This window comes from Noviherbaspirillum malthae (genome assembly GCF_015352985.1).
GTDB lineage: Bacteria > Pseudomonadota > Gammaproteobacteria > Burkholderiales > Burkholderiaceae_D > Noviherbaspirillum > Noviherbaspirillum malthae.
The window spans coordinates 30,896-54,854 of sequence record NZ_JACYXF010000033.1 but is presented as its reverse complement, the minus strand read 5'-3'; the positions used below and the strand labels follow the sequence as shown (position 1 = coordinate 54,854).

At 63.4% G+C, this 23,959-nt stretch carries 23 protein-coding genes; 9 read left to right on the top strand and 14 right to left on the bottom strand.

Annotation, left to right across the window (positions count from 1 at the left end; all coding sequences use genetic code 11):
* Window positions 1–4 precede the first annotated feature (4 nt).
* The 9 genes from IGW03_RS24785 to IGW03_RS24745 all read right to left on the bottom strand — a co-directional run bounded on the left by IGW03_RS24785 (window position 5) and on the right by IGW03_RS24745 (window position 7,945).
* The gene (locus IGW03_RS24785; RefSeq protein WP_194725209.1) at window positions 5–982 is read right to left on the bottom strand and encodes a 2-hydroxyacid dehydrogenase; all 978 of its coding nucleotides are present in this window, start codon (window positions 980–982) and stop codon (window positions 5–7) included.
* Complete coding sequence (locus IGW03_RS24780) at window positions 983–1,939, bottom strand: sugar kinase (protein WP_194725208.1); 957 nt, start codon at window positions 1,937–1,939, stop codon at window positions 983–985.
* Window positions 1,936–2,736 (bottom strand): sugar phosphate isomerase/epimerase family protein, encoded by an 801-nt coding sequence (locus tag IGW03_RS24775; RefSeq protein ID WP_194725207.1) that lies wholly within the window; start codon window positions 2,734–2,736, stop codon window positions 1,936–1,938. The genes IGW03_RS24780 and IGW03_RS24775 overlap by 4 nt, the downstream gene beginning before the upstream one ends.
* A 17-nt stretch (window positions 2,737–2,753) precedes the next feature.
* On the bottom strand, window positions 2,754–3,539 hold the full coding sequence (locus IGW03_RS24770; protein WP_194725206.1) for an amino acid ABC transporter ATP-binding protein: 786 nt from the start codon (window positions 3,537–3,539) through the stop codon (window positions 2,754–2,756).
* A gap of 11 nt (window positions 3,540–3,550) precedes the next feature.
* Complete coding sequence (locus IGW03_RS24765) at window positions 3,551–4,360, bottom strand: transporter substrate-binding domain-containing protein (RefSeq protein ID WP_194725205.1); 810 nt, start codon at window positions 4,358–4,360, stop codon at window positions 3,551–3,553.
* Between the two features lie 83 nt (window positions 4,361–4,443).
* On the bottom strand, window positions 4,444–5,097 hold the full coding sequence (locus tag IGW03_RS24760; protein WP_194725204.1) for an amino acid ABC transporter permease: 654 nt from the start codon (window positions 5,095–5,097) through the stop codon (window positions 4,444–4,446).
* A complete protein-coding gene (locus IGW03_RS24755; RefSeq protein WP_194725203.1) occupies window positions 5,094–5,768 on the bottom strand; it encodes an amino acid ABC transporter permease in 675 nt (224 codons plus the stop codon). Before IGW03_RS24755 ends, IGW03_RS24760 begins: the two co-directional genes overlap by 4 nt.
* A 114-nt stretch (window positions 5,769–5,882) precedes the next feature.
* Window positions 5,883–6,935 carry a LacI family DNA-binding transcriptional regulator gene (locus IGW03_RS24750; protein WP_194725202.1) on the bottom strand — a complete coding sequence of 351 codons (1,053 nt, stop codon included), beginning with the start codon at window positions 6,933–6,935 and terminating at the stop codon, window positions 5,883–5,885.
* Between the two features lie 50 nt (window positions 6,936–6,985).
* Window positions 6,986–7,945 (bottom strand): LysR family transcriptional regulator, encoded by a 960-nt coding sequence (locus IGW03_RS24745; protein WP_194725201.1) that lies wholly within the window; start codon window positions 7,943–7,945, stop codon window positions 6,986–6,988.
* Between the two features lie 129 nt (window positions 7,946–8,074).
* On the opposite strand from IGW03_RS24745, the gene IGW03_RS24740 reads away from it, so the two are divergent.
* The 6 genes from IGW03_RS24740 to IGW03_RS24715 all read left to right on the top strand — a co-directional run bounded on the left by IGW03_RS24740 (window position 8,075) and on the right by IGW03_RS24715 (window position 14,841).
* Window positions 8,075–9,250, top strand: coding sequence for a fumarylacetoacetate hydrolase family protein (locus tag IGW03_RS24740; protein WP_323745027.1), 1,176 nt, complete (start codon window positions 8,075–8,077; stop codon window positions 9,248–9,250).
* 55 nt (window positions 9,251–9,305) lie between these two features.
* Window positions 9,306–9,869: a TRAP transporter small permease gene (locus IGW03_RS24735; protein ID WP_194725199.1), complete on the top strand. Its 564-nt coding sequence runs from the start codon at window positions 9,306–9,308 to the stop codon at window positions 9,867–9,869.
* Window positions 9,866–11,149: a TRAP transporter large permease subunit gene (locus IGW03_RS24730; RefSeq protein WP_194725198.1), complete on the top strand. Its 1,284-nt coding sequence runs from the start codon at window positions 9,866–9,868 to the stop codon at window positions 11,147–11,149. The genes IGW03_RS24735 and IGW03_RS24730 overlap by 4 nt, the downstream gene beginning before the upstream one ends.
* 278 nt (window positions 11,150–11,427) lie before the next feature.
* The gene (locus IGW03_RS24725; protein ID WP_194725218.1) at window positions 11,428–12,432 is read left to right on the top strand and encodes a TRAP transporter substrate-binding protein; all 1,005 of its coding nucleotides are present in this window, start codon (window positions 11,428–11,430) and stop codon (window positions 12,430–12,432) included.
* A gap of 120 nt (window positions 12,433–12,552) precedes the next feature.
* Window positions 12,553–14,361, top strand: coding sequence for an IlvD/Edd family dehydratase (locus IGW03_RS24720; RefSeq protein ID WP_194725197.1), 1,809 nt, complete (start codon window positions 12,553–12,555; stop codon window positions 14,359–14,361).
* Between the two features lie 132 nt (window positions 14,362–14,493).
* Entirely contained in the window at window positions 14,494–14,841 is a 348-nt protein-coding gene (locus IGW03_RS24715) for a phage protein NinX family protein (protein WP_194725196.1), read from the top strand.
* A gap of 209 nt (window positions 14,842–15,050) precedes the next feature.
* Here IGW03_RS24715 and IGW03_RS24710 read toward each other — a convergent pair whose 3' ends face one another.
* From IGW03_RS24710 to IGW03_RS24690, 5 genes are all read right to left on the bottom strand, one after another.
* A complete protein-coding gene (locus IGW03_RS24710) occupies window positions 15,051–16,565 on the bottom strand; it encodes a tripartite tricarboxylate transporter permease (RefSeq protein ID WP_194725195.1) in 1,515 nt (504 codons plus the stop codon).
* A complete protein-coding gene (locus tag IGW03_RS24705) occupies window positions 16,565–17,032 on the bottom strand; it encodes a tripartite tricarboxylate transporter TctB family protein (protein ID WP_194725194.1) in 468 nt (155 codons plus the stop codon). The genes IGW03_RS24710 and IGW03_RS24705 overlap by 1 nt, the downstream gene beginning before the upstream one ends.
* Window positions 17,033–17,375: 343 nt before the next feature.
* Window positions 17,376–18,356: a tripartite tricarboxylate transporter substrate binding protein gene (locus IGW03_RS24700; protein WP_194725193.1), complete on the bottom strand. Its 981-nt coding sequence runs from the start codon at window positions 18,354–18,356 to the stop codon at window positions 17,376–17,378.
* Window positions 18,357–18,481: 125 nt separating this feature from the next.
* The gene (locus IGW03_RS24695; protein WP_194725217.1) at window positions 18,482–19,243 is read right to left on the bottom strand and encodes an SDR family NAD(P)-dependent oxidoreductase; all 762 of its coding nucleotides are present in this window, start codon (window positions 19,241–19,243) and stop codon (window positions 18,482–18,484) included.
* A gap of 41 nt (window positions 19,244–19,284) precedes the next feature.
* The gene (locus IGW03_RS24690) at window positions 19,285–20,847 is read right to left on the bottom strand and encodes a UxaA family hydrolase (RefSeq protein WP_323745026.1); all 1,563 of its coding nucleotides are present in this window, start codon (window positions 20,845–20,847) and stop codon (window positions 19,285–19,287) included.
* A gap of 276 nt (window positions 20,848–21,123) precedes the next feature.
* On the opposite strand from IGW03_RS24690, the gene IGW03_RS24685 reads away from it, so the two are divergent.
* The 3 genes from IGW03_RS24685 to IGW03_RS24675 all read left to right on the top strand — a co-directional run bounded on the left by IGW03_RS24685 (window position 21,124) and on the right by IGW03_RS24675 (window position 23,868).
* Window positions 21,124–21,882 (top strand): SDR family NAD(P)-dependent oxidoreductase, encoded by a 759-nt coding sequence (locus tag IGW03_RS24685; protein WP_194725192.1) that lies wholly within the window; start codon window positions 21,124–21,126, stop codon window positions 21,880–21,882.
* Window positions 21,882–22,952: an Ldh family oxidoreductase gene (locus IGW03_RS24680; RefSeq protein ID WP_194725191.1), complete on the top strand. Its 1,071-nt coding sequence runs from the start codon at window positions 21,882–21,884 to the stop codon at window positions 22,950–22,952. Before IGW03_RS24685 ends, IGW03_RS24680 begins: the two co-directional genes overlap by 1 nt.
* A 133-nt stretch (window positions 22,953–23,085) precedes the next feature.
* Window positions 23,086–23,868, top strand: coding sequence for a FadR/GntR family transcriptional regulator (locus IGW03_RS24675; RefSeq protein WP_194725190.1), 783 nt, complete (start codon window positions 23,086–23,088; stop codon window positions 23,866–23,868).
* The last annotated feature ends 91 nt before the right edge of the window (window positions 23,869–23,959 follow it).

Below are 23,959 nucleotides of genomic sequence, written 5' to 3'. Positions count from 1 at the left end.
TAGCTCAATCAAGCGCATACAGTGCCGGCGGCCGCTCACCGGCCAGCGCCTGCAGCAGATTGGTCGTTGCCAGTTCGGCCATCCTGTAGCGGGTCTCGTGCGTCGCCGATCCGATATGCGGCAGGGCGGTGACGCGCGGGTGCAGGCGTAGCGGTGAATCGAGCGGCAAGGGTTCGACGGAGAACACGTCGAGCCCCGCCGCCCGCAGATGTCCCTGGTTCAATGCCTCGAGCAGCGCATCCTCCTGCACGATGGGGCCGCGTGCGCTGTTGATCAGGATCGCTCCCGGCTTCATTGACTGCAGCTCGCGCCTGCCGATCAGGCCGCGCGTCTGTGCAGTGAGCGGCAGCGTCAGCACGACGATGTCGGAAACCGCAAGCAAGGCCTCCTGCGTGACGCGCGTGGCCTTGCCGGAAAGCTCCGGCATGTCCGACTCGCGCCGTCCGCAGTACAGCACCCGCATGTTGAAACCGAGCGCGGCACGCCGCGCCACCGCCTGTCCGATGCGCCCGAAGCCGATGATGCCGAGCGTCTTGCCATGCACATCCCAGCCGAACAGGTCTTCTCCGATGTTGCGGTCCCAGCGGCCTTCCCGCACATGCAGCGCCAGTTCCACCAGCCGCCGCGATGTCGCCATGACCAGCGCAAAGATGGTGTCGGCCGTGGTCTCGGTCAGCACGCCGGGCGTATGGCAGAGCAGGATGCCGCGCTCGCGCAGCGCGGGCAGCGCATAGTTGTCGACTCCGACCGAAATGCTGGAAATCACTTCGAGACGGGCGGCGCGCGCCAGCAGCTCGGGACCGATTGCATAGCTGGAACCGATCAGCCCATGTGTGACAGGCAGCGTCGCCTCGAACAGGGCGAGTTGATCCGGCTTGCGCGGATTGGCTACCGTGACGTCATGAACAGCCTGAAGGCGCGCCAGCTGGTCCGGCGGCATTTCGCGAAATACCAGAACCTTCTTGCGCGGCGCCGTGTTCATCTACATGCCCGCTTCGGTCAGCTGCGCCCTCGTCGGCAAGCCTTCGGTGTCGCCGAGTACCTGCACCGCGCGTGCGCCTATCCATGTAGCCCGGCGTACCGCCTGTGTAAGCGGCAATCCTTCCAGCAGCGCGCTGACGATGCCGACGGCGAAGCCGTCGCCGGCGCCGACGGTATCGATCACCTCCTCGACCGGGAAGCCCGGCGCATAGCCGCTTGATCTTTCATTCCCAAATTCGCCGTCGTAGTAGGCGCCGTCCGCGCCGAGCTTGACGACCACGAGTTCTGCGCCGCGTTCCCGGTAGAAGCGGGCAATGCCTTCGGGCGTCTGCTCGCCGGTAAGAAAGCGGCCTTCTTCCAGGCCGGGCAATACCCATTGGGCATGCGCCGCCATGCGGTTGATGCTGTCCCGCATCAGCTCCGGGGTGGCCCACAAGGTGGGGCGCAGGTTGGGATCGAAGGAGACGGTGCGTCCCGCCTCGCGCATCAATGTCATGGCGGCGAGGGCCGCCTCGCGGCAGGAATCGGATATGGCGGCGAACACGCCGGTCGCGTGCAGGTGGCGCGCCGACTGCAGCCAGGGCACATCGATATCGGCGACCGTCATCCGGCTGGCGGCGGAACCCTTGCGGTGGTATTCCACCGGCGGATCGCTGCCGTCGGTGACGCGGCCCTTGAACTGGAATCCGGTACGCTGCTCCTGATCGCAGACCACATGCGAGCAGTCGATGCCTTCGTTCTGCATCGCCTTGAGCAGATAGCGGCCCATGGAGTCGGTGCCCAGGCGGCTGGACCAGCCCACCTTGAAGCCGAGCCGCGCCAGTCCGATAGCGACATTCGTTTCGGCGCCTGCGGTGCGCTTGTGCAGTGTTTCGGCGTCCTCGATCGGCCCCGGGCGGTCCGTCACCAGCAGCAGCATCGCTTCGCCGAAAGTCACCACATCGAGAGCTTGTTTCATTGCATTGTCTCCTCGGCGTCCGCCGCCGCGATGGCGCGCAGGCTGCTGATTTCGGATTGCGTCACGGCGAGCAGGTCATCGCCGATCAGCGGATATTCGATGGCGCACGGCAGGCCGTTCGGCAGTGCGCCCAGTATCGACCGCCATGCGGCGCTCGACCGCGTCATCGGCACCGCGGCCCAGCGCTGCGCCTGATGCTGCACGCCCTTGCAGTGAATGTAGGCAACGCGCGAGCCAAAGACCGATGCTGCCTGCTGCGGGCATTCACCCGCCCAGTGCCAGTTGCCCATGTCGAAGGTCATCGGCAGCGCAAGCCCGGCCGCATCCGCCGCTCTGAAAAATTTCCGGAGCGCGCCGAGGGTGCCTGCAGTATCGGTCTGGTCGTTTTCGATAACTAGTTCGATGGCGGATTTGTTCAACTGGGTCTTCAACACAGGAAGAGAAGCGATCGATGCCGGGCTGAACTTCCCGATCGACATCTTCAGCCGCGCAGCACCGAGACGGCTTGCAATGCTCAAGCCCCGGTTGATTGCCGCCGTATCGAGTTCGCCGTCCTCTCCGAACATGCCCTCAGGGCTGGAGTACACGACGCGCAGCTTCATCCCGCGCAAGCCGCCGGCAAGGTCATCGACCTCGCCGGATTCGCCGCCGAGGTCCCGCAGCAATTCTCCGCGCACCTCCACGCCGTCGGCGCCGGCTTCATGCGCAAGCCGGGCGAACCAGAGCTGGCCGTGACGCCCGACTTCGGCGGCGCCGAAGGAGGACAGGGAAATGAAAACGGCGGAAAACTGATTCATTGTCGGATAGCGTAATTCTAGTGGGAAGCCAGGATCTGGCCGAGGAAGCTGCGGGTCTTTTCATGCTGCGGCTGGCTGAAGAACTGCGCGGGCGCCGCCTGTTCGAGTATGCGGCCGTCGGCCATGAAGATCACGCGGTCGGCGACGCTGCGCGCAAAGCCCATCTCATGCGTCACGCACAGCATGGTCATGCCGTCTTCGGCCAGGCCGACCATGGTGTCGAGCACTTCCTTGACCATTTCCGGGTCAAGGGCGGAGGTCGGTTCGTCGAACAGCATCACCTTGGGTTTCATGCACAGCGCGCGGGCGATGGCCACGCGCTGCTGCTGGCCGCCCGAGAGCTGGCTGGGATGCTTGTTAGCCTGGTCGGGGATGCGCACCCGCGTCAGGAAATGCATTGCGATGTCCTGCGCTTCCTGCTTCGTCATGCGTCCCGACTGCACCGGTGCCAGCGTGCAGTTTTCCAGCACCGTCAGGTGCGGAAACAGATTGAACTGCTGGAAGACCATGCCCACTTCGCGCCGCACCGCTTCGACGTTGCGTCCGCCCGCGGTGAGATCGATGCCGTCGACCATGATGCGGCCCTGCTGCACGGTTTCGAGCCGGTTGATGCAGCGGATCAGGGTTGACTTGCCGGAGCCGGACGGTCCGCAGATCACGATGCGTTCGCCGGCCTTCACCTGCAGGTTCACATCGGTCAGCACCTGGAAGCTGCCGAACCACTTGTTGATGCCTTCGAGGCTGACGATCGTCTGTTCCGATGCAGCATGGCTGGCGGCTGCGGCGCTTGCGCTTGCGGTCATGGCAGCCCCGCTCAGCTTCCGGACATGGCCGGCATGTCGGTCTCCAGCCATTTGCGGTACAGCTTGTTGAGCTCGCCGTTGGCCTTGTTGCGGGCGACGAAATCATCCACCGCTTTCTGCAGCTCGGCCTGACCGGGACGCATGGCAATGCCCATCACCTGCTGGCGCAGCACGAACTTGTTTTCGAAGCTGTTGGCGGGTACGCGCTTTTCGATCTGGGCCGCCACCGTGGTGGAGCAGCCGATCGCATCCACCTGTCCGGACATCAGCGCCTGCATGGCAGAAGCGTCGTCATCAAAGCGGCGGATCTCTGTGCCTTCCGGTGCGACTGCGGTCAGCGCGATATCCTGGGTGCTGGCGCGGGCCACGCCCACGCGCACACCCTTCAGGTCGGGCGCCGCCTTGACGTTGGCCTTCTTGCTGCCGTAGACCACGATGGTGGCCGCCGCATAGGGCTGCGAGAACTGCACCTGCTTCGAGCGCTCCGGCGTCACCGCCAGCGACGCCACCAGCACGTCGACCTTGTTGGTCAGCAGGAAGGGAATGCGGTTGGGGCCGGTCACCGGCACCAGCTTGAGATTGACGCCCATGTCCTTGGCCAGCAGGCGCGCCACATCGGCGTCGTAGCCGTCGGGCTGGTTGCTGCTGTTGAGGATGCCGTAGGGCGGGAAATCGACCAGCATGCCGACCGTGAGCTCGCCCTTTTTCTTGATGTCGGCCACTGTCTGCGCGGATACCGGCGAAGCGTTGATGCCCAGCGCGGCGATGCCAAGCGCAAGCATGGATGAAGTTACAAGGCGGCGTTTGGATAAGAAGGTCATGGCAAGTCTCCTGTGGTCGTCTGTCATCGATCTGGCGATGTGTTGTTCAAGATGTAGGGTGTCGAAAAGCGACGTGAATGCCTTCAGCGTGCCAGCGCGGCACTGCGCCGCCTTTCCATGTGCCCGGCCAGCAGCGACAGCGGCCAGCAGAGCAGGAAATAAATGACCGCCACCGCGCTGAACACGATCAGCGGCTGGAAGGTCGCATTGTTGATGATCTGCCCGGCGCGCGTGATTTCAGTGAAGCCGATGATCGCCGCCAGCGAGGTGCCCTTGATGATCTGCACCATGTAGCCCACCGTGGGCGGCAGCGCGATCTTGAAGGCCTGCGGCAGGATCACCTTCATCATGCGCGATTTGTAGGACAGGTTCAGCGCTTCCGCCGCCTCCCACTGGCCGCGCGGAATTGCCTCGATGCAGCCGCGCCAGATTTCGCCGAGGAAGGCGCTGGTATTGAGAATCAGGGCAACGCCGGCCGCCACCCAGGGATTGATGTCGAATCCGAGCACCGGTGCGCCGAAGAACACCAGGAACAGCTGCAGCAGCAGCGGCGTGCCCTGGAAAACGAGGATGAAGACCCGCGATGCGTTGCGCAGCAAGGGCAGGTCGGAGGTGCGGCTCAGCGCAATGGCGAGGCCGCCGAGCGCGCCGCCGATGAAGGCGATCAGGGACAGCGCCACCGTCCATTGGGCGGCTTCGAGAATGAACCACAAATCGCCGATGCCGAAGGTTCTCATGATCTGCGCTCCGGATAGCTCAGCCAGCGGCCGGAAATGAGCTTGAACAGCGCCGAAAAGGCCAGCGACAGCAGCAGGTAGATGACCGCCACCACGATATAGATTTCGAAACTGCGGAACGTCTGCGACTGCAGGTTGGCCGCGACCGAGGTGAGGTCATCGGCGGAGATCGCCGACACCACGCTGGAACTCAGCATCAGCAGGATGAACTGGCTGGTCAGCGCGGGGAAGATCGCGCGCAGCGCCGGCTTGAGAATGATGAAGCGGAAGATCTGCAGCCGGTTCAGGCTGAGCGCCAAGCCTGCCTCGATCTGGCCCTTGGGGATGGATTCGATGCCGGCGCGGATGATTTCAGTCGCGTAGGCGCCGAGATTGACCACCATCGCCGTCAGTGCGGCGGTATGCGCCGACCAGCGAAGGCCGAGCGCGGGCAATGCGAAGAAGAAAAAGAACAGCTGCACCAGGAAGGGCGTGTTGCGGATGATTTCGATATAGGCATTGACCAGCCAGCGCACCGGCGCCGGGCCCTCGGTCTTGCCCCAGGCACAGACGATGGCCACCACCAGGCCGATTGCCATGGCCAGGAAGGAAAGCTGGATGGTTACCCAGACGCCCTTCAGCAGCAGCGGCCAGGCGGCCAGCACGTCTCCGAATTGGAATGTGTAATTCACGATGCTCCCGACATGATGCGGTGGCTCATAAAAGACCTTCGCTGAGGCCTCGAAACCGATTCTACTGAAACCGGTTTCAAAGCGCAAGAAACCGGTTTCAGAAAAATGGATATTTCACTCCGGCATGGTCGAGCCGCGCGCCACCAGCTTGCCGGTCAGCAGGATCTGCCGCGGCGGCAGGTCGAAGCCGCCGATGCGTTCGATCAGGCAGCGCGCCGCCATGCGGCCCAGCTCATCGGTCGGCTGCGCGATGGTGGTGATGCCCGGGCCGACGAGAGGCGCCCACTCGGCATCGTCGAATCCGATCAGGCCGATATCCTTGCCTAGCGTCCAGCCGAGGCGCGCCGCGGCAGCCGCCACACGCAGCGTCATCACTGCATTGCCGGTGATGATCGCCGGGCGGCGGGAAGCGCGCTTGCCCAGCTTGCGCAGCGCCTGTTCCAGCGACTCGATGTCGTCTTCGCCGATTTCCTGGCTGGCGCCCCCGACCTTGGCGGAGCGGCCGGCGATGCAATGGCGGAAGGCGGTCTCGCGTTCGATGCGGGAGCTGACGTTGGACAGCGGCTGGGTCACGAAGAGCAGTTCGCGGTAGCCGGCGTCGATCAGGTGGTCGACTGCCGTACCCATGGCGCTGGCATTGTCCAGCGAAACGAAGTCTTCCTGCATGTCGGCATGGCGGCGGTCGACCAGCACCGCCGGCTTGCCGTAGTGATCGGACTGGCGCGCCTTGCCAGGCAGGTAACCGGAGGTATTGAGGATGAAGCCTTCGACCTGGTAGGAGGTGAGGGCGGCAATGGCTTCCTGCTCGCGCGCCCGGTCATTGCCGATGTTGAACAGGATCACCAGGTAACCCGCCTCGCGGCAAGCCGTCTCCACGCCGCGCAGCACGGCCACCGAATACGGATTGGCCACGTCGGCGACCACCAGTCCGATCAGGCCCGACTTGCCGCGCTTGAGCGACTGCGCCATCGGGCTCGGCGTATAGCGCAGGCTGGCGATGGCGGCTTCGACGCGCCTGGCGATGTCGGCGGACAGCAGCTTGTCTCCGTGATTGAGAAAGCGGGAAACCGTTGCCTTGGAGACGCCGGCTTTCCGGGCAACGTCGGCGATGGTGGTCTTGGCTGCCGCCGCTCGCTTCGGCGCGCCCTGCAGGGTCTTGGATGGCATAAGGAGTCGAAATGCGGCCTTTTTTTGAAACCGGTTTCAAGATCCTAGCATCAAGCGCCTTTCTGCGCCATGCCGGCGTAATGCGCCTGCGCCGCCGACCTCAGGAAGCCCAGCAGCTCCGCCGCGGTCGGCGAGAGCAGATGGCCGCGGCGGGTGATGATGCCGAATGAATCCATGGTGCAGGACAGCTGCAGCGGCAGGATGCGCAGGTCGCTGCCGGCGCAGTGCCGCGCCGCTTCGGCCGGCAGGATGGCCAGCATGTCGGTACGCTGGACGAGGGCGGCGAGCGTCTGCAATTCCACTGTTTCCACCAGCCGCGTGGGCGGGGCGACATCCTGTTCACGGAAGAGCATGTCGAAGCGGTGGCGCAGCCTTCCGCCCGGCGGCGGCACTACCCAGGCTGCTTGGGCCAGCGTCTGCCAGGACAGCTTGCGCCGTCGCTGCCAGGGGTGATCCCGCCGCGCGACAAAGCAGATCGGCTCCTGGTCGACCAGGGTTTCATAATCGTAGTTGACCTTGTCGCCGTCGACCACGAAGCGCCCGACCATGATGTCGATCTCCCCCTGGGCCAGGCGCGGAAACAGCACATCGCTGGATTCGACCACCACCGACACGCGCGCCATCCTGTCTTCGCGGTAGAACGCCTCGATGGCCTTGGGCACGATGCTGATGGCCGGCGCCATGATGGAACCGATGGCCACCCGCCCCGAACGGCCCGACTTCCAGTCGGCGATCTCGTCCCAGGCGGTGTTGAGGCCGCGCAGCACCATGCGCGCGTGCCGCACCATGGTTTCGCCGTACCAGGTGGCCTGCATGCCGCGCGGCAGCCGCTCGAACAGCTGCACGCCGAGCACTTCCTCGATCTCGCGCAGCAGCTTGGAGGAGGCGGGCTGCGTCATGCCCAGCACTTCGGCCGCCTTGTTGATGCTCTTGTGGTCGTGGATGGCAACAATCAGCCATAACTGCCTGGTCTTGAGGCGGTTGCGCACGAACCAGTGAGGTGTCTCCATCGCTTGTCTTCCTTGTTTGCAGGTATATCGAAAATGGCATAGGTATGGCGTGATTTTTCATTGGAATTATATGGTTGGCAAGCCTAAGATTCGATGGATAATCGAATCAACAAGAAAATAGGAGACAACGTGACAGATACGAGCGCACGCCGCTGCCTGCCCGACGACCTGGAGCAGGCCCTTCTCGTCGGACGCGTCTGGGATGCAAAGGTGGGCGGCCCGAGCGTGGTCGCCGTGCGCGGCGGCATGATGCACGACATCACCCCAGCCGTTCAGACGGTGTCCGACCTGCTGGAGGCCGATGACCCGGTCGCACTGGCGCGCACCGCGCCCGGCATCGAACTCGGACCGGTACAGGAGTTCATGCAGCGCAGCATCGAAGCCGGCGCTTCACCTCACCCGCAGCAGCATTTGCTCGCGCCCTGCGACCTGCAAGCCGTCAAGGCCTGCGGCGTCACGTTCGCGGTCAGCCTGCTGGAGCGGGTCATAGAGGAGCAGGCGCGAGGCAAGGCTGAAGATGCACCCAGGATCCGCGAAACCGTCACGGCACTGGTCGGCACCGATCTCTCGAAAGTGCGCCCCGGCTCCGACGCCGCAAACCGCCTCAAGACCCTGCTGATGGAACGCGGCGCATGGTCGCAGTACATGGAAGTCGGCCTCGGCCCGGATGCCGAGGTTTTCACCAAGGCGCAGCCCATGTCGTCCGTCGGTTTCGGCGCAGCGGTCGGCCTTGCCCACGACTCGCGCTGGAACAATCCCGAGCCGGAAGTCGTGCTCGCGGTCAACAGCCGGGGCAGGGTAGTCGGCGCAGCGCTCGGCAACGACGTCAACCTGCGCGACATTGAAGGCCGCAGTGCCCTGCTGCTAGGCAAGGCCAAGGACAACAATGCTTCCTGTGCAATCGGCCCCTTCATTCGCCTGTTCGACGACCGCTTCGATATCGACGCCGTGCGCCAGGCCGAGCTGTCGCTGCGCATCGAAGGCGCCGACGACGGCTTCGTGCTCGAAGGCAGCAGCCGCATGAGCGAGATCAGCCGCGATCCGCTGGAACTGGTCGCACAGACCTGGGGCCGGCATCACCAGTATCCCGACGGCTTCATGCTGTTCCTCGGCACCATGTTCTCGCCGATCCAGGACCGGGATGCCGCCGGCGCAGGCTTTACCCATCACCTGGGCGACATCGTCACGATCTCCACCCCGCGTCTCGGCGCCCTGGTCAATACCGTGCAGCTTTCCACCGAGATCGCGCCCTGGAGCTTCGGGGTACGCGATCTGTACCGCTACCTTGCTGGCCGCGGGCGTTGAACATGCACTCAAGCCTCTATTCACCACGAATCACAGCTTCAAGCCGGGAGCCGATATGAATGAAAGATGGAACTGGATGCGCCGGGCGGTCGAGGCGCTGCTCGCCCTGATGCTGTTCGTGATGTGCGTTCTGACGTTCGGCAACGTCGTGCTGCGCTACGGCTTCAACTCGGGCATTTCGTCGTCAGACGAGATCGCCCGCCTGCTGCTGGTGTGGCTGACCTTCCTCGGCGCGGTACTGGCCATGTTCGAGGGCGCGCACCTGGGCGTCGACACGATCGTGCGCCGCGCGCCCTTGCACATGAAGAAACTGCTTTTCCTGGTCAGCAATGCGCTGATGCTGATCTGCTGCGTGATACTGGCCAGCGGTAGCTGGAGCCAGGTCGTCATCAACCGTACCATCCTTGCGCCGGTGACCGGTTATCCGATCGCGTGGATGTATGCGGCCGGCCTGATGGCTGCAGTCGGCCTGGGTCTGGCGGTGCTGCGCAACCTCTGGCGGCTCGCCACCGGCAAGCTGTCGGCGGACGAACTGCTGCAGGTCACCGACAGCGAGGAAGAAATTCACGCCCCGCCGGATGAAACCCTTCCCCGCGGCGCGCAGGGGAGAACTACATGACGCTGCTCGTCTTTCTAGGCTCGCTGATGGGCGCGATGGGGCTGGGCATGCCGATCGCATTTGCGCTGATCGTCTGCTCGCTGGCGCTGATGCTGCAGATCGGCAATTTCGATGCGCAGATCGTGGCGCAGAACACGGTCAACGGCGCCGACTCCTTCATCCTGATGGCCGTGCCTTTCTTCATGCTGGCCGGCGAGTTCATGAATGCCGGCGGACTGTCGCGCCGCATCGTCAATCTCGCTTCCGCGCTGGTCGGGCATCTGCGCGGCGGGCTCGGCTATGTTGCCGTGTTCGCGGCCATTATCATGGCCAGCCTGTCGGGCTCGGCGGTTGCCGATACGGCCGCATTATCGGCGTTGCTGATTCCCATGATGCGCGAAGCGAAGTATCCGATCGGCCGGTCAGCCGGCCTGATCGCATCGGGCGGCATCATTGCGCCGGTGATTCCGCCGTCGATGGGCTTCATCGTCTTCGGCGTTGCGGCCCAGGTATCGATCACCAAGCTTTTCCTCGGCGGCATCGTGCCCGGCGTGCTGATGGGCGTGGGGTTGATCATTGCGTGGTGGGCGGTCTGCCGCAAGGATCTGCCCGAGACCCGTCCGCGCGCCAGCGGCGCGGAAATGCTCAAGGCGCTGCGCGATGGCGTCTGGGCGCTGGTCCTGCCCTTCATCATCATCGGCGGCCTGAAGTTCGGTATTTTCACGCCGACCGAGGCCGCGGTGGTGGTGGCGTTTTATGCATGGTTCATCGGCGCCTTCATCTACCGCGAGCTGACGTTCCCACTGGTCTACCGCAGCTTCGTCAACGCCGCCAAGATGACGGCCGTCATCATGTTCCTGGTCGCGGCCGCGATGGTGTCGGCCTGGCTGATCGCGGTGGCCGACATTCCCGCGCAGGTGCAGGCGCTGGCCGCGCCCTTCATCGACTCGCCGAGGCTGCTGATGCTGGTGCTGATGATCGTGGTGGTGCTGGTCGGCACGGCGCTTGACTTCGTGCCGACGGTACTGATCCTGACACCGGTGCTGATGCCGATCGTGAAGTCGGCCGGCATCGACCCGGTCTACTTCGGCGTGCTGTTCATCATGAACAATGCCATCGGCCTGCTCACGCCGCCTGTGGGCACCGTGCTCAATGTCGTCTGCGGGGTGGCGAGGATTTCGATGGAGTCGGTGATCAAGGGCGTGTGGCCTTTCCTGCTGTCGCAGTTGCTGCTGCTGGGAGTGCTGATCGCCGTGCCGGAGATTGTTACCTTGCCGCTGAAGTGGTTGACGATGCGGTAAAAGCATAAAGGATGCTCCTCCCTTCAAGGGGGACGTAGCAGGGGTTTCGCAAGGCATGCCTTGCGCCTGCGGAGTCGGAGCGGCTTGCAAGCCGCGAAGTGGAGGTTGGGGTGGGGATGGGTTGCAGTTACCTGCGATTGAACCCATCCCCACCCCAACCCTCCCCTTGAAAGGGAGGGAGCGAGGGTTCGGCGACGCATGCGTTGCGCTCGCGAATTCCTAACCACCTTCAATCAGCAACACCAAACAAATCAAACCCAGGAGACAACATGAAACTCATGCAACGCCTATCCATCCTGACCGCTGCCCTGCTGCTGGCCGGCGCCGCCAATGCACAGCAGGCAAAGGAACGCGTCATCCGCGTCGGCATCGGCCTCAACGACGAGCATCCTCAGGCAACCGCAGTACGCAAGTTCGGCGACCTGCTCAAGCAGCAGTCGGGCGGCAAGATCACCGTGCGGCTCTATCCTTCCGGGCAGCTCGGCAACGATGTCACCATGACTTCCGCGCTGCAGGGCGGCACGCTCGACATGACCATCCCCGATACCTCCACCCTGGTCAGCCATGTCAAGGACTTCGGGGTTATCAACCTGCCGTTCAGCATCTCCACCGAAAGAGAAGCGGACGAACTGCTCGACGGACCCTTCGGCGAAAAGATCCTTGCCAAGCTGCCGGAGAAGGGCCTGATCGGACTCGGCTTCTGGGAAAACGGTTTCCGCCACGTGACCAATTCCCGCAAGCCCATACGCAAGGTCGATGACTTCGCCGGCCTCAAGCTGCGGGTGATCCCGAATCCGCTGTTCGTGGAAACTTTCAAGGCGATGGGCGTCAACGGCATTCCCATGCCCTTCCCGGAAGTCTTCAGCGCGATGGAAACCCGTACCGTTGACGGCCAGGAAAATCCCGTCGCGACCATCCTCGCATCCAAGTTCTATGAAGTGCAGCAGCACCTGGTGCTGTCCAAGCACATTTATTCCAGCTGGGTTCTGCTGATGAGCAAGAAAACCTGGGACGGCCTGTCGCCCGACGAACAGAAGATGGTCACGTCGGCGGCCAAGGAAGCCAAGCTGTTCGAGCGCAAGACCATCCGCGAGTTCTCCACGAATGCGGTGAACGAACTGAAGAAGAACGGCATGACCGTGACCGAACTTTCGGCAGCGGAAGTCGATGCGCTGCGCACCAAGGTGCAGCCGGTCACCGCGCGCTTCTCGAATGAATTCGGCAGCGCGGCGGCCAGCGAGATGCAGGCCGAGCTGACCAAGATTCGCGCCAAGGTCAAGTAAAGCCAGCCAGCGCGGGACCGGTACCGGTCCCGCATACCCGATTCCAGCGTCGGCCCCGGTTCTTCCAGACCGGGCGGCCGCGACCGGTATCGCCCCTCTCATCCAGACAGGACAATCCAAATGAGCAAAGATGACGCAAAGCACGGCACACAGCCGGGCGGGCGGCTGCGCAGCCGCCGCTGGTTCGACGACCCTGCCGACCCCGGCATGACCGCGCTCTACATCGAGCGCTACATGAACTACGGCATCACCCGCGAGGAACTGCAGTCGGGCAAGCCCATCATCGGCATTGCCCAGACCGGTTCCGACCTGTCGCCATGCAACCGCCATCACCTGCAGCTCGCATCGCGGGTGCGCGACGGCATCCGCGATGCGGGCGGCATTCCGCTCGAGTTTCCCATGCATCCCATCCAGGAAACCGGCAAGCGGCCGACCGCCGCGCTCGACCGCAATCTCGCCTATCTCGGCCTGGTCGAGGTGCTGCATGGTTATCCGATCGATGGCGTGGTGCTGACCACCGGCTGCGACAAGACCACGCCCGCCTGCCTGATGGGCGCGGCGACCGTGAATATACCCTCCATCGTGCTGTCGGGCGGACCGATGCTCGACGGCTGGTGGAAGGGCAAGCTGGCCGGTTCTGGCACGGTGATCTGGGAAGCGCGCAAGCGGCTGGCGGCGGAAGAGATCGACTATCCGCAGTTCATGGACATGGTGGCCTCGTCGGCGCCTTCCGCCGGTCACTGCAACACCATGGGCACCGCGCTGTCGATGAATTCGCTGGCGGAAGCCCTTGGCATGTCCCTGCCCGGCTGCGCGGCGATTCCCGCGCCGCACCGCGAGCGCGGCTGGATGGCTTATGAGACCGGCCGCCGCATCGTCGGCATGGTGCATGAAAACCTGCGGCCGTCGGACATCATGACGAAGCAGGCCTTCGAAAATGCCGTGGTCGCGGCGGCGGCGCTGGGCGCCTCGTCCAACTGCCCGATCCACATGGTGGCGATCGCGCGCCACATGGGCGTCGAACACTCGCTGGAAGACTGGCAGCGGCTCGGCGCGGAAGTGCCGCTGCTCGTCGACTGCCAGCCGGCAGGGCGCTTCCTCGGCGAGGCCTTCCACCGCGCCGGCGGCGTGCCTGCGGTGATGAAGGAACTGCTCGATGCGGGTCTCCTCCATGGAGATGCGGTCACCGTCACCGGACGCACGCTCGCCGAGGATCTTGCGAGCGTCAAGGAAGAACCCGACCGCAATGTGGTACGCCGCTTCGACGATCCGCTCAAGCATGCTGCGGGATTCGTGGTGCTGTCGGGGAACCTGTTCGACAGTGCCGTCATGAAGATCAGCGTGATCGACGAGGAATTCAGGAAACGCTTCCTGTCCGATCCCGAGCATCCCGACTGCTTCGACGTGAAAGCCGTCGTGTTTGAAGGACCCGAGGATTATCACGCGCGGCTCGACGATCCGGCGCTGGAGATCGATGAACGCTCCATCCTCGTCATCCGCAACTGCGGCCCGGTCGGCTATCCCGGCGGCGCGGAGGTCGTCAACATGCAGCCGCCGGCGGCGCTGATCAAGGAGGGCGTCGGAACCCTGCCGACCATGGGAGACGGACGGCAGAGCGGCACCTCGGCAAGCCCGTCGATTCTCAATGTGTCGCCGGAGGCGGCAGTCGGTGGCGGCCTGGCCTTACTGAAAACCGGGGACATGCTGCGCATCGACCTGAAGCAGCGCAGCGTCAATCTGCTGGTGTCGGATGTCGAACTGGAGGAGCGCCGCAGGAACTGGGTGCCGCCCAAGCTCGACAACAAGACGCCCTGGGAAGAGATCTACCGCAGCATGGTGGGGCAGAACGGCACCGGCGCCTGCCTGGAGCCTGCGGTGCGCTACATCAATATCATCGAAACGCGCGGCGAGTCACGGCACAATCACTGAGCCGGCTTGCCCCAAGACGAGTGACGGTGCGGCCGGTCAATCTTTCAGGGCCGCATCGTCATGAACCATCGCTTGTCCGTCGTGGTCAGATTTTCATTGCATAATTGGAACTGGACCAACACAAGGACGACAATGAAAGTCATTGATCTGGAGAATGTGCAGCTCGATCACTGGGTCGCAAAGGCCGAGGGCATCGAAGTGAAATACACGCATGCCGGCGAGTACTGGCGCGTCATGGACGAACCGACGGAAATCCAGTGGATTCCGCACAAGGACTGGACCCAGGGAGGTCCGATCATCGAACGCGAAGGCATCGGATTTTATCGCGCTCCCAGCCCGGACCAGCCCGACTATGGCGATGAGCCCTGGATTGCTTCCGATGCGCGCGATACCTACACGTATCGCGGGAGCACGCCGCTGATAGCGGCCATGCGCGTGTATGTCGCAAGCAAGTATGGAGAGAATCTGCCCGATCTGTGAATTGTCCGGGAACCTTTGGCGGCAGATGTATCAAAATGTACGCGGGGCCCTTCTCTAACCCGTTAATCATCAGGGCAGTGACGGTTTGCCGCCCTATTCTCGATATGGAGAGTACCCGGGCCTCGTCTTCGCTTTTTCCTTCCTGAATACTTCCATTTCGCGACTTCCTGGATTGCAATCATGCAAACCTGTGCGACTGCTGCCGCCATTCAATTGACCGCGCCGTCCACTAGCGAGCGGGTACCGCGACGTTGGCGCCATGCCCAGCTCAGCAAGGGCCAGAACAGAATAAGGAAGGTCAGCGCCGCCAGTCCGCCGGCAATCGGCCGGGAGAAGAAGGGCGCGATGCTGTAATCCGACTTGATCATCGAGGTCACGAAATTCTCTTCCAGCATCTGTCCCAGCACCACGCCGAGAATGGCCGGGGCAGTGGGAAATCCGTTCTCTTCCAGAAGAAAAGCCAGCAGGCCGAAGCACAGGATCAGCACGACGCCGAACACGGAGTTGTTGATCGCAAACGAACCCACGATGCAGAACAGCAGAATGGTCGGCATCAGGATGCTGCGCGAAATCTGCAGCACCTTGCGCGCAGCCTTGATCATGGCCCAGCCGAAGGGCAGCATGATCAGGTTGGCCAGCACGAACACGAGAAAGACCGCATAGATGTCCTGGGGGTTGTTGACGAAGATGGTCGGGCCGGGATTCATGCCTTTCATGTAAAGCACGCCGATGGCAATGGCCGTGATCGAATCGCCCGGAATGCCGAACACCACCGCGGGAATCCAGGCACCCGCGAGCGAGCTGTTGTTGGCCGCGCCGGATTCGATGATGCCTTCCACATGGCCGGTGCCGAATTTCTCAGGTTCCTTGGAAAAGCGCTTGCTCATCGCATACGACATCCACGATGCCATGTCCGCGCCCGAACCGGGCTGGATGCCGATCACCGTGCCGAAGGCGCTGCCGCGCAGGATGCCCCACTTGTAGCGCTTGGTCAGGTCCCACATCCCCTTGAAGACATTGCCTACCTGAGCCACCTTGGTCTTCATTTCCGGCGCGGTATCGACCGCATAGCGCAGGATTTCCGAGACCGCGAACATGCCGACCATCATCGGGATCAGGCTGATGCCGCTGGCCAGTTCATTGTTGCCGAAGGTGAAGCGCGGCAGGCCGGCGGGATTTTCCATGCCGACGCAGGCGATCAGCAGGCCGAGCATCAGCGACATCACCGCCTTGAGAATGCTGTCCGAGCCGATGAACACCGCGCCGGCCAGGCCGAGCACCACCATCCAGAAATATTCGAAGGAGCTGAACTTCAGCGCCACCTCGGCCAGCATGGGCGCGGACGTCATCATGACGATGGTGCCGAACAGGCCGCCGATCACCGAAAACACCAGGCCTGCGCCGAGCGCAATGCCGGCCTGGCCCTTGAGCGTCATCGCATAGGCTTCATCGGTGTAGGCGGCGGACGCCGGCGTGCCGGGGATGCGCAGCAGCGCGCCCGGAATGTCGCCGGAGAAGATGGCCATCGCCGAGGCGGTGACGATGGCAGCGATCGCCGGCACCGGCGGCATGAAGAAGGTGACCGGCACCAGCAGCGCGGTGGCCATGGTCGCCGTCAGGCCGGGAATGCAGCCGACCACAAGGCCGTACAGCGCCGAGGCGGTGATCACCATCAGCACATAAGGGTCGAAGACCAGTTTGAGTGCGAGCAGATAAGCGTCCATTACCAGGCTACTCCCTGAAGCAGGCCCCAGGGCAGGGGCACCTTGAGCATCTTGTAGAAGATCGAGTGAATGAGCAGGGTGGCGGCGACGGCTGTGAGCAGCGCCGTCATCCACTTCACGCTGAAGGCGCGCAGCAGTCCTGTCATCAGCAGCATGCCGGTGATGACGAAACCGAGCGTCTGCGCGGCTGCCAGGTAGAACAGCAGGGCGCCGACCACGGCAACGAAGCGCAGGATATGCGGCGGCGAGCGCAGCCATGCGCCGCCTTCGAACCAGCGCTGCCCGGAACGCAGGCCGCGCGCGATCAGTAGCAGGGAGCATACGCCCAGGATGGAAGCGATCAGGGTGGGGAAGGCGCCGGGTCCGATTTGCTGCCCGGGAATGGCGGGGAAGGCGCGCGAGGCGATGACGACTGCGATCGCCAGGATGAGAAACAATGCGCCGAAAACGGCATCGTTGAGTTTCATTGGGTTGCCTTTCAAGGGCGGATGATTAAGGCGTCGGAGCGATAGCAAGTCAGATGCTAAGACCATCTTTGCATCAATCAGTACCAACATTTCGCCAAAGCTTTGAAGTTCCCTCCCCTTCAAGGGGAGGGTTAGGGTGGGGATGGGTTCACACGCATAAGGCTAAAACCCATCCTCCTCCCAGCCTCCCCCTTGAAAGGGGAGGGGGTTTCCTTTACTAGGCAATCAGCTCTAGCCACCAGTTGCGGTACATGCGTTGCACAGTCCTGCAAAATCTTCATTAAAGGAGAGAGAGTGCAAAGTGCCGACAAACCGAGGTAAAGACTCTCCTCAATTTAAAACATCACTTCGCAATCCCCACTGCCTTCATCGTCGCCCCCAGATCTTCATCCGACTTCGCCATGAACTTGCCGAACTCCTGCTGCTGCGCCCAGACCACGCCGAAACCGCGCTGGACCATGAAGTCCTTGTATTCCTTGCTGTCGTAGACTTTCTTCAATGCGGCGGCAAGCGAGTTCTCGACATCCTTCGGCAAGCCCTTGGGCGCAACGATGCCGCGCCAGGCGCCGAGCTTGGTGGTGCTGCCGGTGACCGACTTGAGTGTCGGCACGTTCGGGAACAGGGCGGAGGGCTGCTCATCCATCACCGCGAGAGAACGCACCTTGCCGGCCTCGATCAGTGCGCGCGCCTCGGGCAGCGAGCACGGCACCACTTCGACGCCGCCGGCCACCAGATCCTGCAATCCCGGCGCCGCGCCGTTGCTCGGCACCCAGGGCACGGATGCCGGATCGACCTTCAGGTCCTTGAGCATGCTGGCGATCGCGAGATGCCAGATGCCGCCCTGGCCGGTGCCCGATGCCTTGTATTTCCCGGGGCTGGCCTTGATCGCATTGACCAGGTCATTGACCGACTTGTACGGCGAATCTGCGCGCACCTGAACGCCGGCCGGATCGAAATTGACCAGGCCGATCGGCGTGTAATCGCTGTACTTAAGCTGGGTGAGTCCCATCCAGTGCATCATGCCGATCTCGACGGTCGCCATGCCGATGGTGTAGCCGTCGGGCGTGGACGACGCGATTGCCTGGTGTCCCACGACGCCGTTGCCGCCGGCGCGGTTGACGACATTGACCGGCTGCTTGAGTTCCTTCTCCAGCAGGCTGCCGATGATGCGCGCGGTGGCATCAGTGCCGCCGCCCGCGTTCCACGGTACGATGAGCGTGATGGGTCGCTCGGGATAGGCGGCATGCGCCAGTCCGGTGAGGGTTGCGAAAGCGGCGGCGAAGGTGGCTGTGAATAGTCCTTTGAACACGGTTCTGCGATCCATTGTCTGCTCCTTGTTATAGAAATATGGTCGTGCCGTTGTTGCGTTGTTGCGTTGTTGCCTTTATTGCTTTTTTGCTCTTGCTGCTGTTCCGATGCATCCTATGCCGGCAGCCGGCCGAAACGGTGTTACGGCATCAGCTGTCCGCCGTTCACTTCGACGATCTGTCCCGTCACATAACCGCTCAGCCGGTTCGATGCGAGGTAGAGGAAGGTGCCGGTGCATTCGTCGGGCGTGCCGGCGCGGCGCATCGGGATGCCGGCGTTGAAGGCTTCCATCTGCTCCGCGGAGGTATGCCTTTCATGGAAGGGCGTGGCGATGACGCCGGGTGACACCGCGTTGACGCGGATGTTGTCGCCCACGAATTCCTTGGCCATGCCGCGCGTGACGGTGCTGACGAAACCCTTGGACGCGGCATACAGCAGCGCGCCGCCTCCGCCGCCATGACGCGCAGCGATCGAGGTGACGTTGATGATGTTGCCGCCGCCCTGCCTGCGCATGTGGGGCACCGCCTCCTTGCACGCCATCAGCACCGAACGCATGTTCAGGTGTGCGACCTGGTCGAAGAATTCATCCGTCATCTCCGTGATGGGGCGGCGGCTCACCAGGTCGCCGGCATTGTTGATCAGCACGTCGATGCGGCCGAAACGGGAGACGGTCTGCTCGACCAGCGACTTGATGGCTGCGCTGACAGTCACATCAGCCTGCAGCGCGATCACTTCGCCGCCGGCAGCTTCGATATCCCGCACCACCTGCCGGGCCGGGCCTTCGCTGCGGTTGTAATGGACCGCCACCTTGCATTGGTTGGCTCCGAAGGCGCGTGCCACCGCTGCGCCTATCCCGGTGCTGCTGCCGGTAATGAGTACGACCTTGCCTTTCAAGTCTTCGATCATGCTTGTCCCTGCTTGTGCATCAATGGTTGAAAACACGGTCACATCGTCGGCCCGAGTATCCACGGCGCGAATTCATCCTCGCCGAAGCCATGCTCCTCGCTCTTGCTGCGCCGCCCGGATGCCGTTTCAATAATCAATCGGAAAATCTGTTCGCCCGATTCCTGCACGGTCAAACCGCCGTCGAGAATGTCGCCGCAGTTGATATCCATGTCCTCGCGCATGCGGTGATACATCGGCGAATTGGTGGCCAGCTTCAGCGATGGCGAAGGCTTGCAGCCGTACACCGAGCCGCGTCCCGTGGTGAAGCAGATCATGTTGGCGCCGCCGGCTACCTGGCCGGTCGCCGATACCGGGTCGTAACCGGGCGTGTCCATGAACACCAGGCCCTTGGTCGTGACGGGCTGCGCGTACTCGAAGACATCGGCAAGGTTGCTGGTACCGGCCTTGGCCACCGCGCCGAGCGATTTTTCCAGGATGGTGGTGAGGCCGCCCGCCTTGTTGCCGGGCGAGGGATTGTTGTTCATCTCGCCGCCGAGGCGTGATGTGTAGGCTTCCCACCACTTGATGCGCGCCACCAGTTTCTCGCCCACTTCGCGGGATACCGCGCGGCGCGTCAGCAGGTGCTCGGCTCCGTAGATTTCCGGCGTTTCGCTGAGGATGGCCGTGCCGCCGTGCTGCACCAGCAGGTCCATTGCCGCACCCAGCGCGGGATTGGCGGTGATGCCGGAATAGCCGTCCGAGCCGCCGCACTGCAGGCCGATGGTCAAATGGCTGAGCGGCACCGGTTCGCGCTTCACCCGGTTCGCCGCTGGCAGCAGTTCCCTGACCAGGGCGATGCCGCGTTCGATGGTGGCGCGGGTGCCGCCCGACTCCTGGATCGTCATCGTGCGCAGGCGAGCGGACTCGGCAAGATTTTCCGCGCCGAGCAGCGAGCTGACCTGGTTGGATTCGCAGCCGAGCCCGATGAACAGCACCGCCGCGAAATTGGGATGGCGGATGTAGCCCGCCGTCACGCGCCGCAGCAGATCGATGGCTTCTCCGTTCGAAGCCATGCCGCAGCCGGACTTGTGGGTGATCGCCACCACGCCGTCGATGTTGGGATAAGCGGCCAGCGCATCGCCGCGGAAGGCATCGGCAATCTGCCGGCATACCGTGGCCGAGCAGTTCACGCTGCTGATGACGCCGATATAGTTGCGCGTCGCCACGCTGCCGTCTTCGCGCACGATGCCATCGAAGGTCAGCGGGACTTCCGCCTTGTGTTCCGGCTTGCGGTCGGCGCAGAACGCGTAGTCGCGTTCGAAGTTCCCCATCGACAGATTGTGCAGGTGAATGTGTCCGCCGCGCGGAATGGCGCGCGTGGCGAAGCCGATGATCTGGTTGTAGCGCCGCACCGGTTCGCCGACTGCAATGTCGCGCGCCGCAATCTTGTGTCCGGCAGGCACGGTATCGGCCATCGTCAGCCGTTCTTCCGGCACTTCCGTTCCGGCGCGCAGCTCCTGCATCGCGATCAGCACGTCGTCGTTGGCATTCAGGCGCAGCACGCGGGCGGCATTGCTTCGCTTGCCGATCGCATCGACCGGTATCAGGGTTTCATGTGCCACGGGGTCTCCTGTTCCTATGTTTTGAATGCGTCTTGCGCAAACCTGCGGCTCGCGGAAAGTCTATGTCAGTTTATTGGATAGGTAAAGTGGTAATACCAATATCCTATCAATGGTCTCTTAAAGGATTTTGCTTCTGCCACACGACAGCATTGATGCATCTCAATTCCCGGCGAAATCCGCAAGGGTTTGTGGACAGGCTGCCGCCGCCTCAATACAATTGGACAATTGGTCAGACCAGTGGCGATGATAACAAAATTTAACCGCAAGGAGACGAAAATGCAGGATCGCAATCACTACGATTTTTCGGGGCGGCATGCAGTCATTACCGGAGGCGCGGCCGGCATCGGTCTCGCTATCGCGCACCGTCTGGCCGAGGGCGGCGCCACTGTCAGCCTGTGGGACAGGGATGCGGCGGCACTGGAGGAGGCCGCCGCGCAGTTTGAACGGCAGCGGGTGCAGATGGCGGTAGTCGACGTTGCCGACGAACAGTCTGTTGCACAGGCGCGCGATGTCACGCTGGATCGCTTCGGCAAGATCGATGTGCTGGTCACCAGTGCGGGCATCACAGGCCCCAACATGAGCGTGGCCGACTACCCTCCCGAAGAATGGGACCGGGTGATGAACATCAACCTGCGCGGCCCTTTCCTCTGCTGCCGGGCGCTGGTGCCCGGCATGCGGGAGAGAAATTACGGACGCATCGTCAATATTGCCTCCATCGCAGGCAAGGAGGGCAATCCGAATGCGTCGGCCTACAGCGCGTCCAAGGCGGGCGTGATCGCGCTCACCAAGTCGCTGGGCAAGGAACTGGCGCAGACGGGCATTCGCGTCAACTGCATCACGCCGGCAGCGGTGCGCACCGGCATGTTCGCGCAGATGACCCAGCAGCACATCGATTACATGCTGTCCAAGATTCCGATGAACCGCTTCGGTACCGTGGACGAAGTCGCGGCGCTGGTCACCTGGCTGGCTTCCGCCGAGTGCTCTTTTTCAACGGCGGCAGTGTTCGATGTCTCCGGCGGAAGGGGAACCTACTGATGAGGGACGGCACGACTCCCGGCGCGCGCTACGCAGCCGAAGACCTGAGCATTTTCGCGATCCGCCTGCTGCAGGCCGCCGGCATGGACGCGGTCATGGCCGACACCGTGGCCCATGTGCTGGTGGAAGGCGACCTGCTCGGACACGACACCCACGGGCTGGCGCTGCTGGCGCCTTACGTGCGCGAACTGGAGCAGGGAAGCATGGCGCGCGCAGGGGAAGCCATCGTCGTCTCGGACCGCGGCGCCGCGCTCGCCTGGGACGGCAGCCGGCTGCCCGGCCCTTGGCTGGTGATGAACGGAATCCATGCCCTGATGCCGCGTGCACGCGAGTACGGCAGCGCCACGCTCGTCATCCGGCGCAGTCACCATATCGCCTGCCTTGCGAGCTATCTGCTGCGGGCAACGGAGGAGGGCTTCATGATCCTGCTTTCCTGCTCCGATCCTGCGGTGGCCAGCGTGGCGCCGCACGGCGGCAAGCGGGCGGTCTTCACGCCCAATCCGATTGCAGCCGGCATTCCCACCTCGGGCACTCCTTTCCTGATCGACATCTCCGCTTCGATCAAGACCAACGGCATGACGGCCCGGCTGCACAAGGCCGGCATGATGTATGAAGAGGAATGCCTGCTGGACGGCGAGGGCCGGCCCAGCCGTGATCCGGCCGTGCTGGCGGCCGACCCGCCCGGCACCATTCTCCCGCTTGGCGGGATTGCCGGCGGACACAAGGGGTTCGGCCTGGCCCTGCTGATCGAAGCGCTCACCGGGGGCCTGTCCGGTCATGGCCGTGCCGATCCGCCGGAAGGCTGGGGCGCGAATATCTTCCTGTCGCTGTACGATCCGGACGCCTTCGGCGGCCGCGATGCCTTCCTGCGCCAGATGGACTGGGTGGCAGAAGCCTGCCGCACCAATCCGCCGCGTCCGGGCTTTGCGCAGGTCCGCATGCCCGGCGACCGCGGCCTCGCCCTGCGGGAAGAACAGGCAAAGAAGGGAATCGCATTGCATCCGGCAATAGCCCCGGTGCTGGCGGAATGCGGGCAGCGCTACGGGCTGGCATTTCCAGCGCCACATTGAGACAGCAGGCCGGCGGCGCGTGACGGTCGCGCCGCATGATTATTTCGACATTGGCCTAAAGGTCATACAGCCTGCGGACGCGGCCTGCTGCATAATTGAAACCAACGCGTAACTTCCGTATCAGAACACCGTCATGCCCATTCAAGCCATCGAGCCCAAGCGGCTCTATCGACAGATCAGCGAACAGCTGCGCACTCTCATCCAGCGAGGCGAATTCCCGGTCGGCTCGCGCCTGCCCGCCGAGCGCGACCTGTCCGAAAAGCTCGGCGTGAGCCGGCCGTCGCTGCGCGAGGCGCTGATCGCGCTGGAAGTCGAAGGCTATATCGAGGTGCGCATGGGTTCGGGCATTTATGTCTGCGAACCGCCCTCGAATCAGACCGGACATGATCTCGATGGCGAGGAGGGCCCGCTGGAACTGATCCAGGCGCGCGCCCTGCTGGAAGGCGAGGTGGCGGCGCTCGCGGCAAAGGCCGGACGCAAGGCGCAATTCGATGCGGTCGAGGAAGCCATCGACGCGATGGAAGCCGATGCCGATGCCGGCGTCAAGCCGCTGGAGACGGACCGGCTGTTCCATATCCGCGTCGCCGAGGCGACCGGCAACAGCGTCCTGGTGGGTACCGTGCGGCGGCTCAACGACCTGCGCCTCGGCCCGCTTTACGACCAGCTGCACAGCCATTTCGAAACCGAGGATACCTGGCGCCAGGCGATCGAGGAACACCGCGAGGTGCTGGCCGCGCTGCGCGCCAAGGACCCGACGAAGGCAAAAGCCGCGATGCGCAAGCACATGGATATTGCCTACAAGCGCATGACGGCCACGCTGACGCCGACGCCCAAGCCGAAGACGGCGGTAAAGACGGTGCGCAGTGCTGCGCGCAAGACGGCGTTGCCTGCCAAGGGTATCAAGAAAGTCGGATAAGGCTGTATTGCGCCTTTCTCGCGCGGGAGGGGCTTAAACAGTTTTTGCAAACCATCGGTTTGCGCTGCTGAAGCCAACTTGGCTTGCAAGC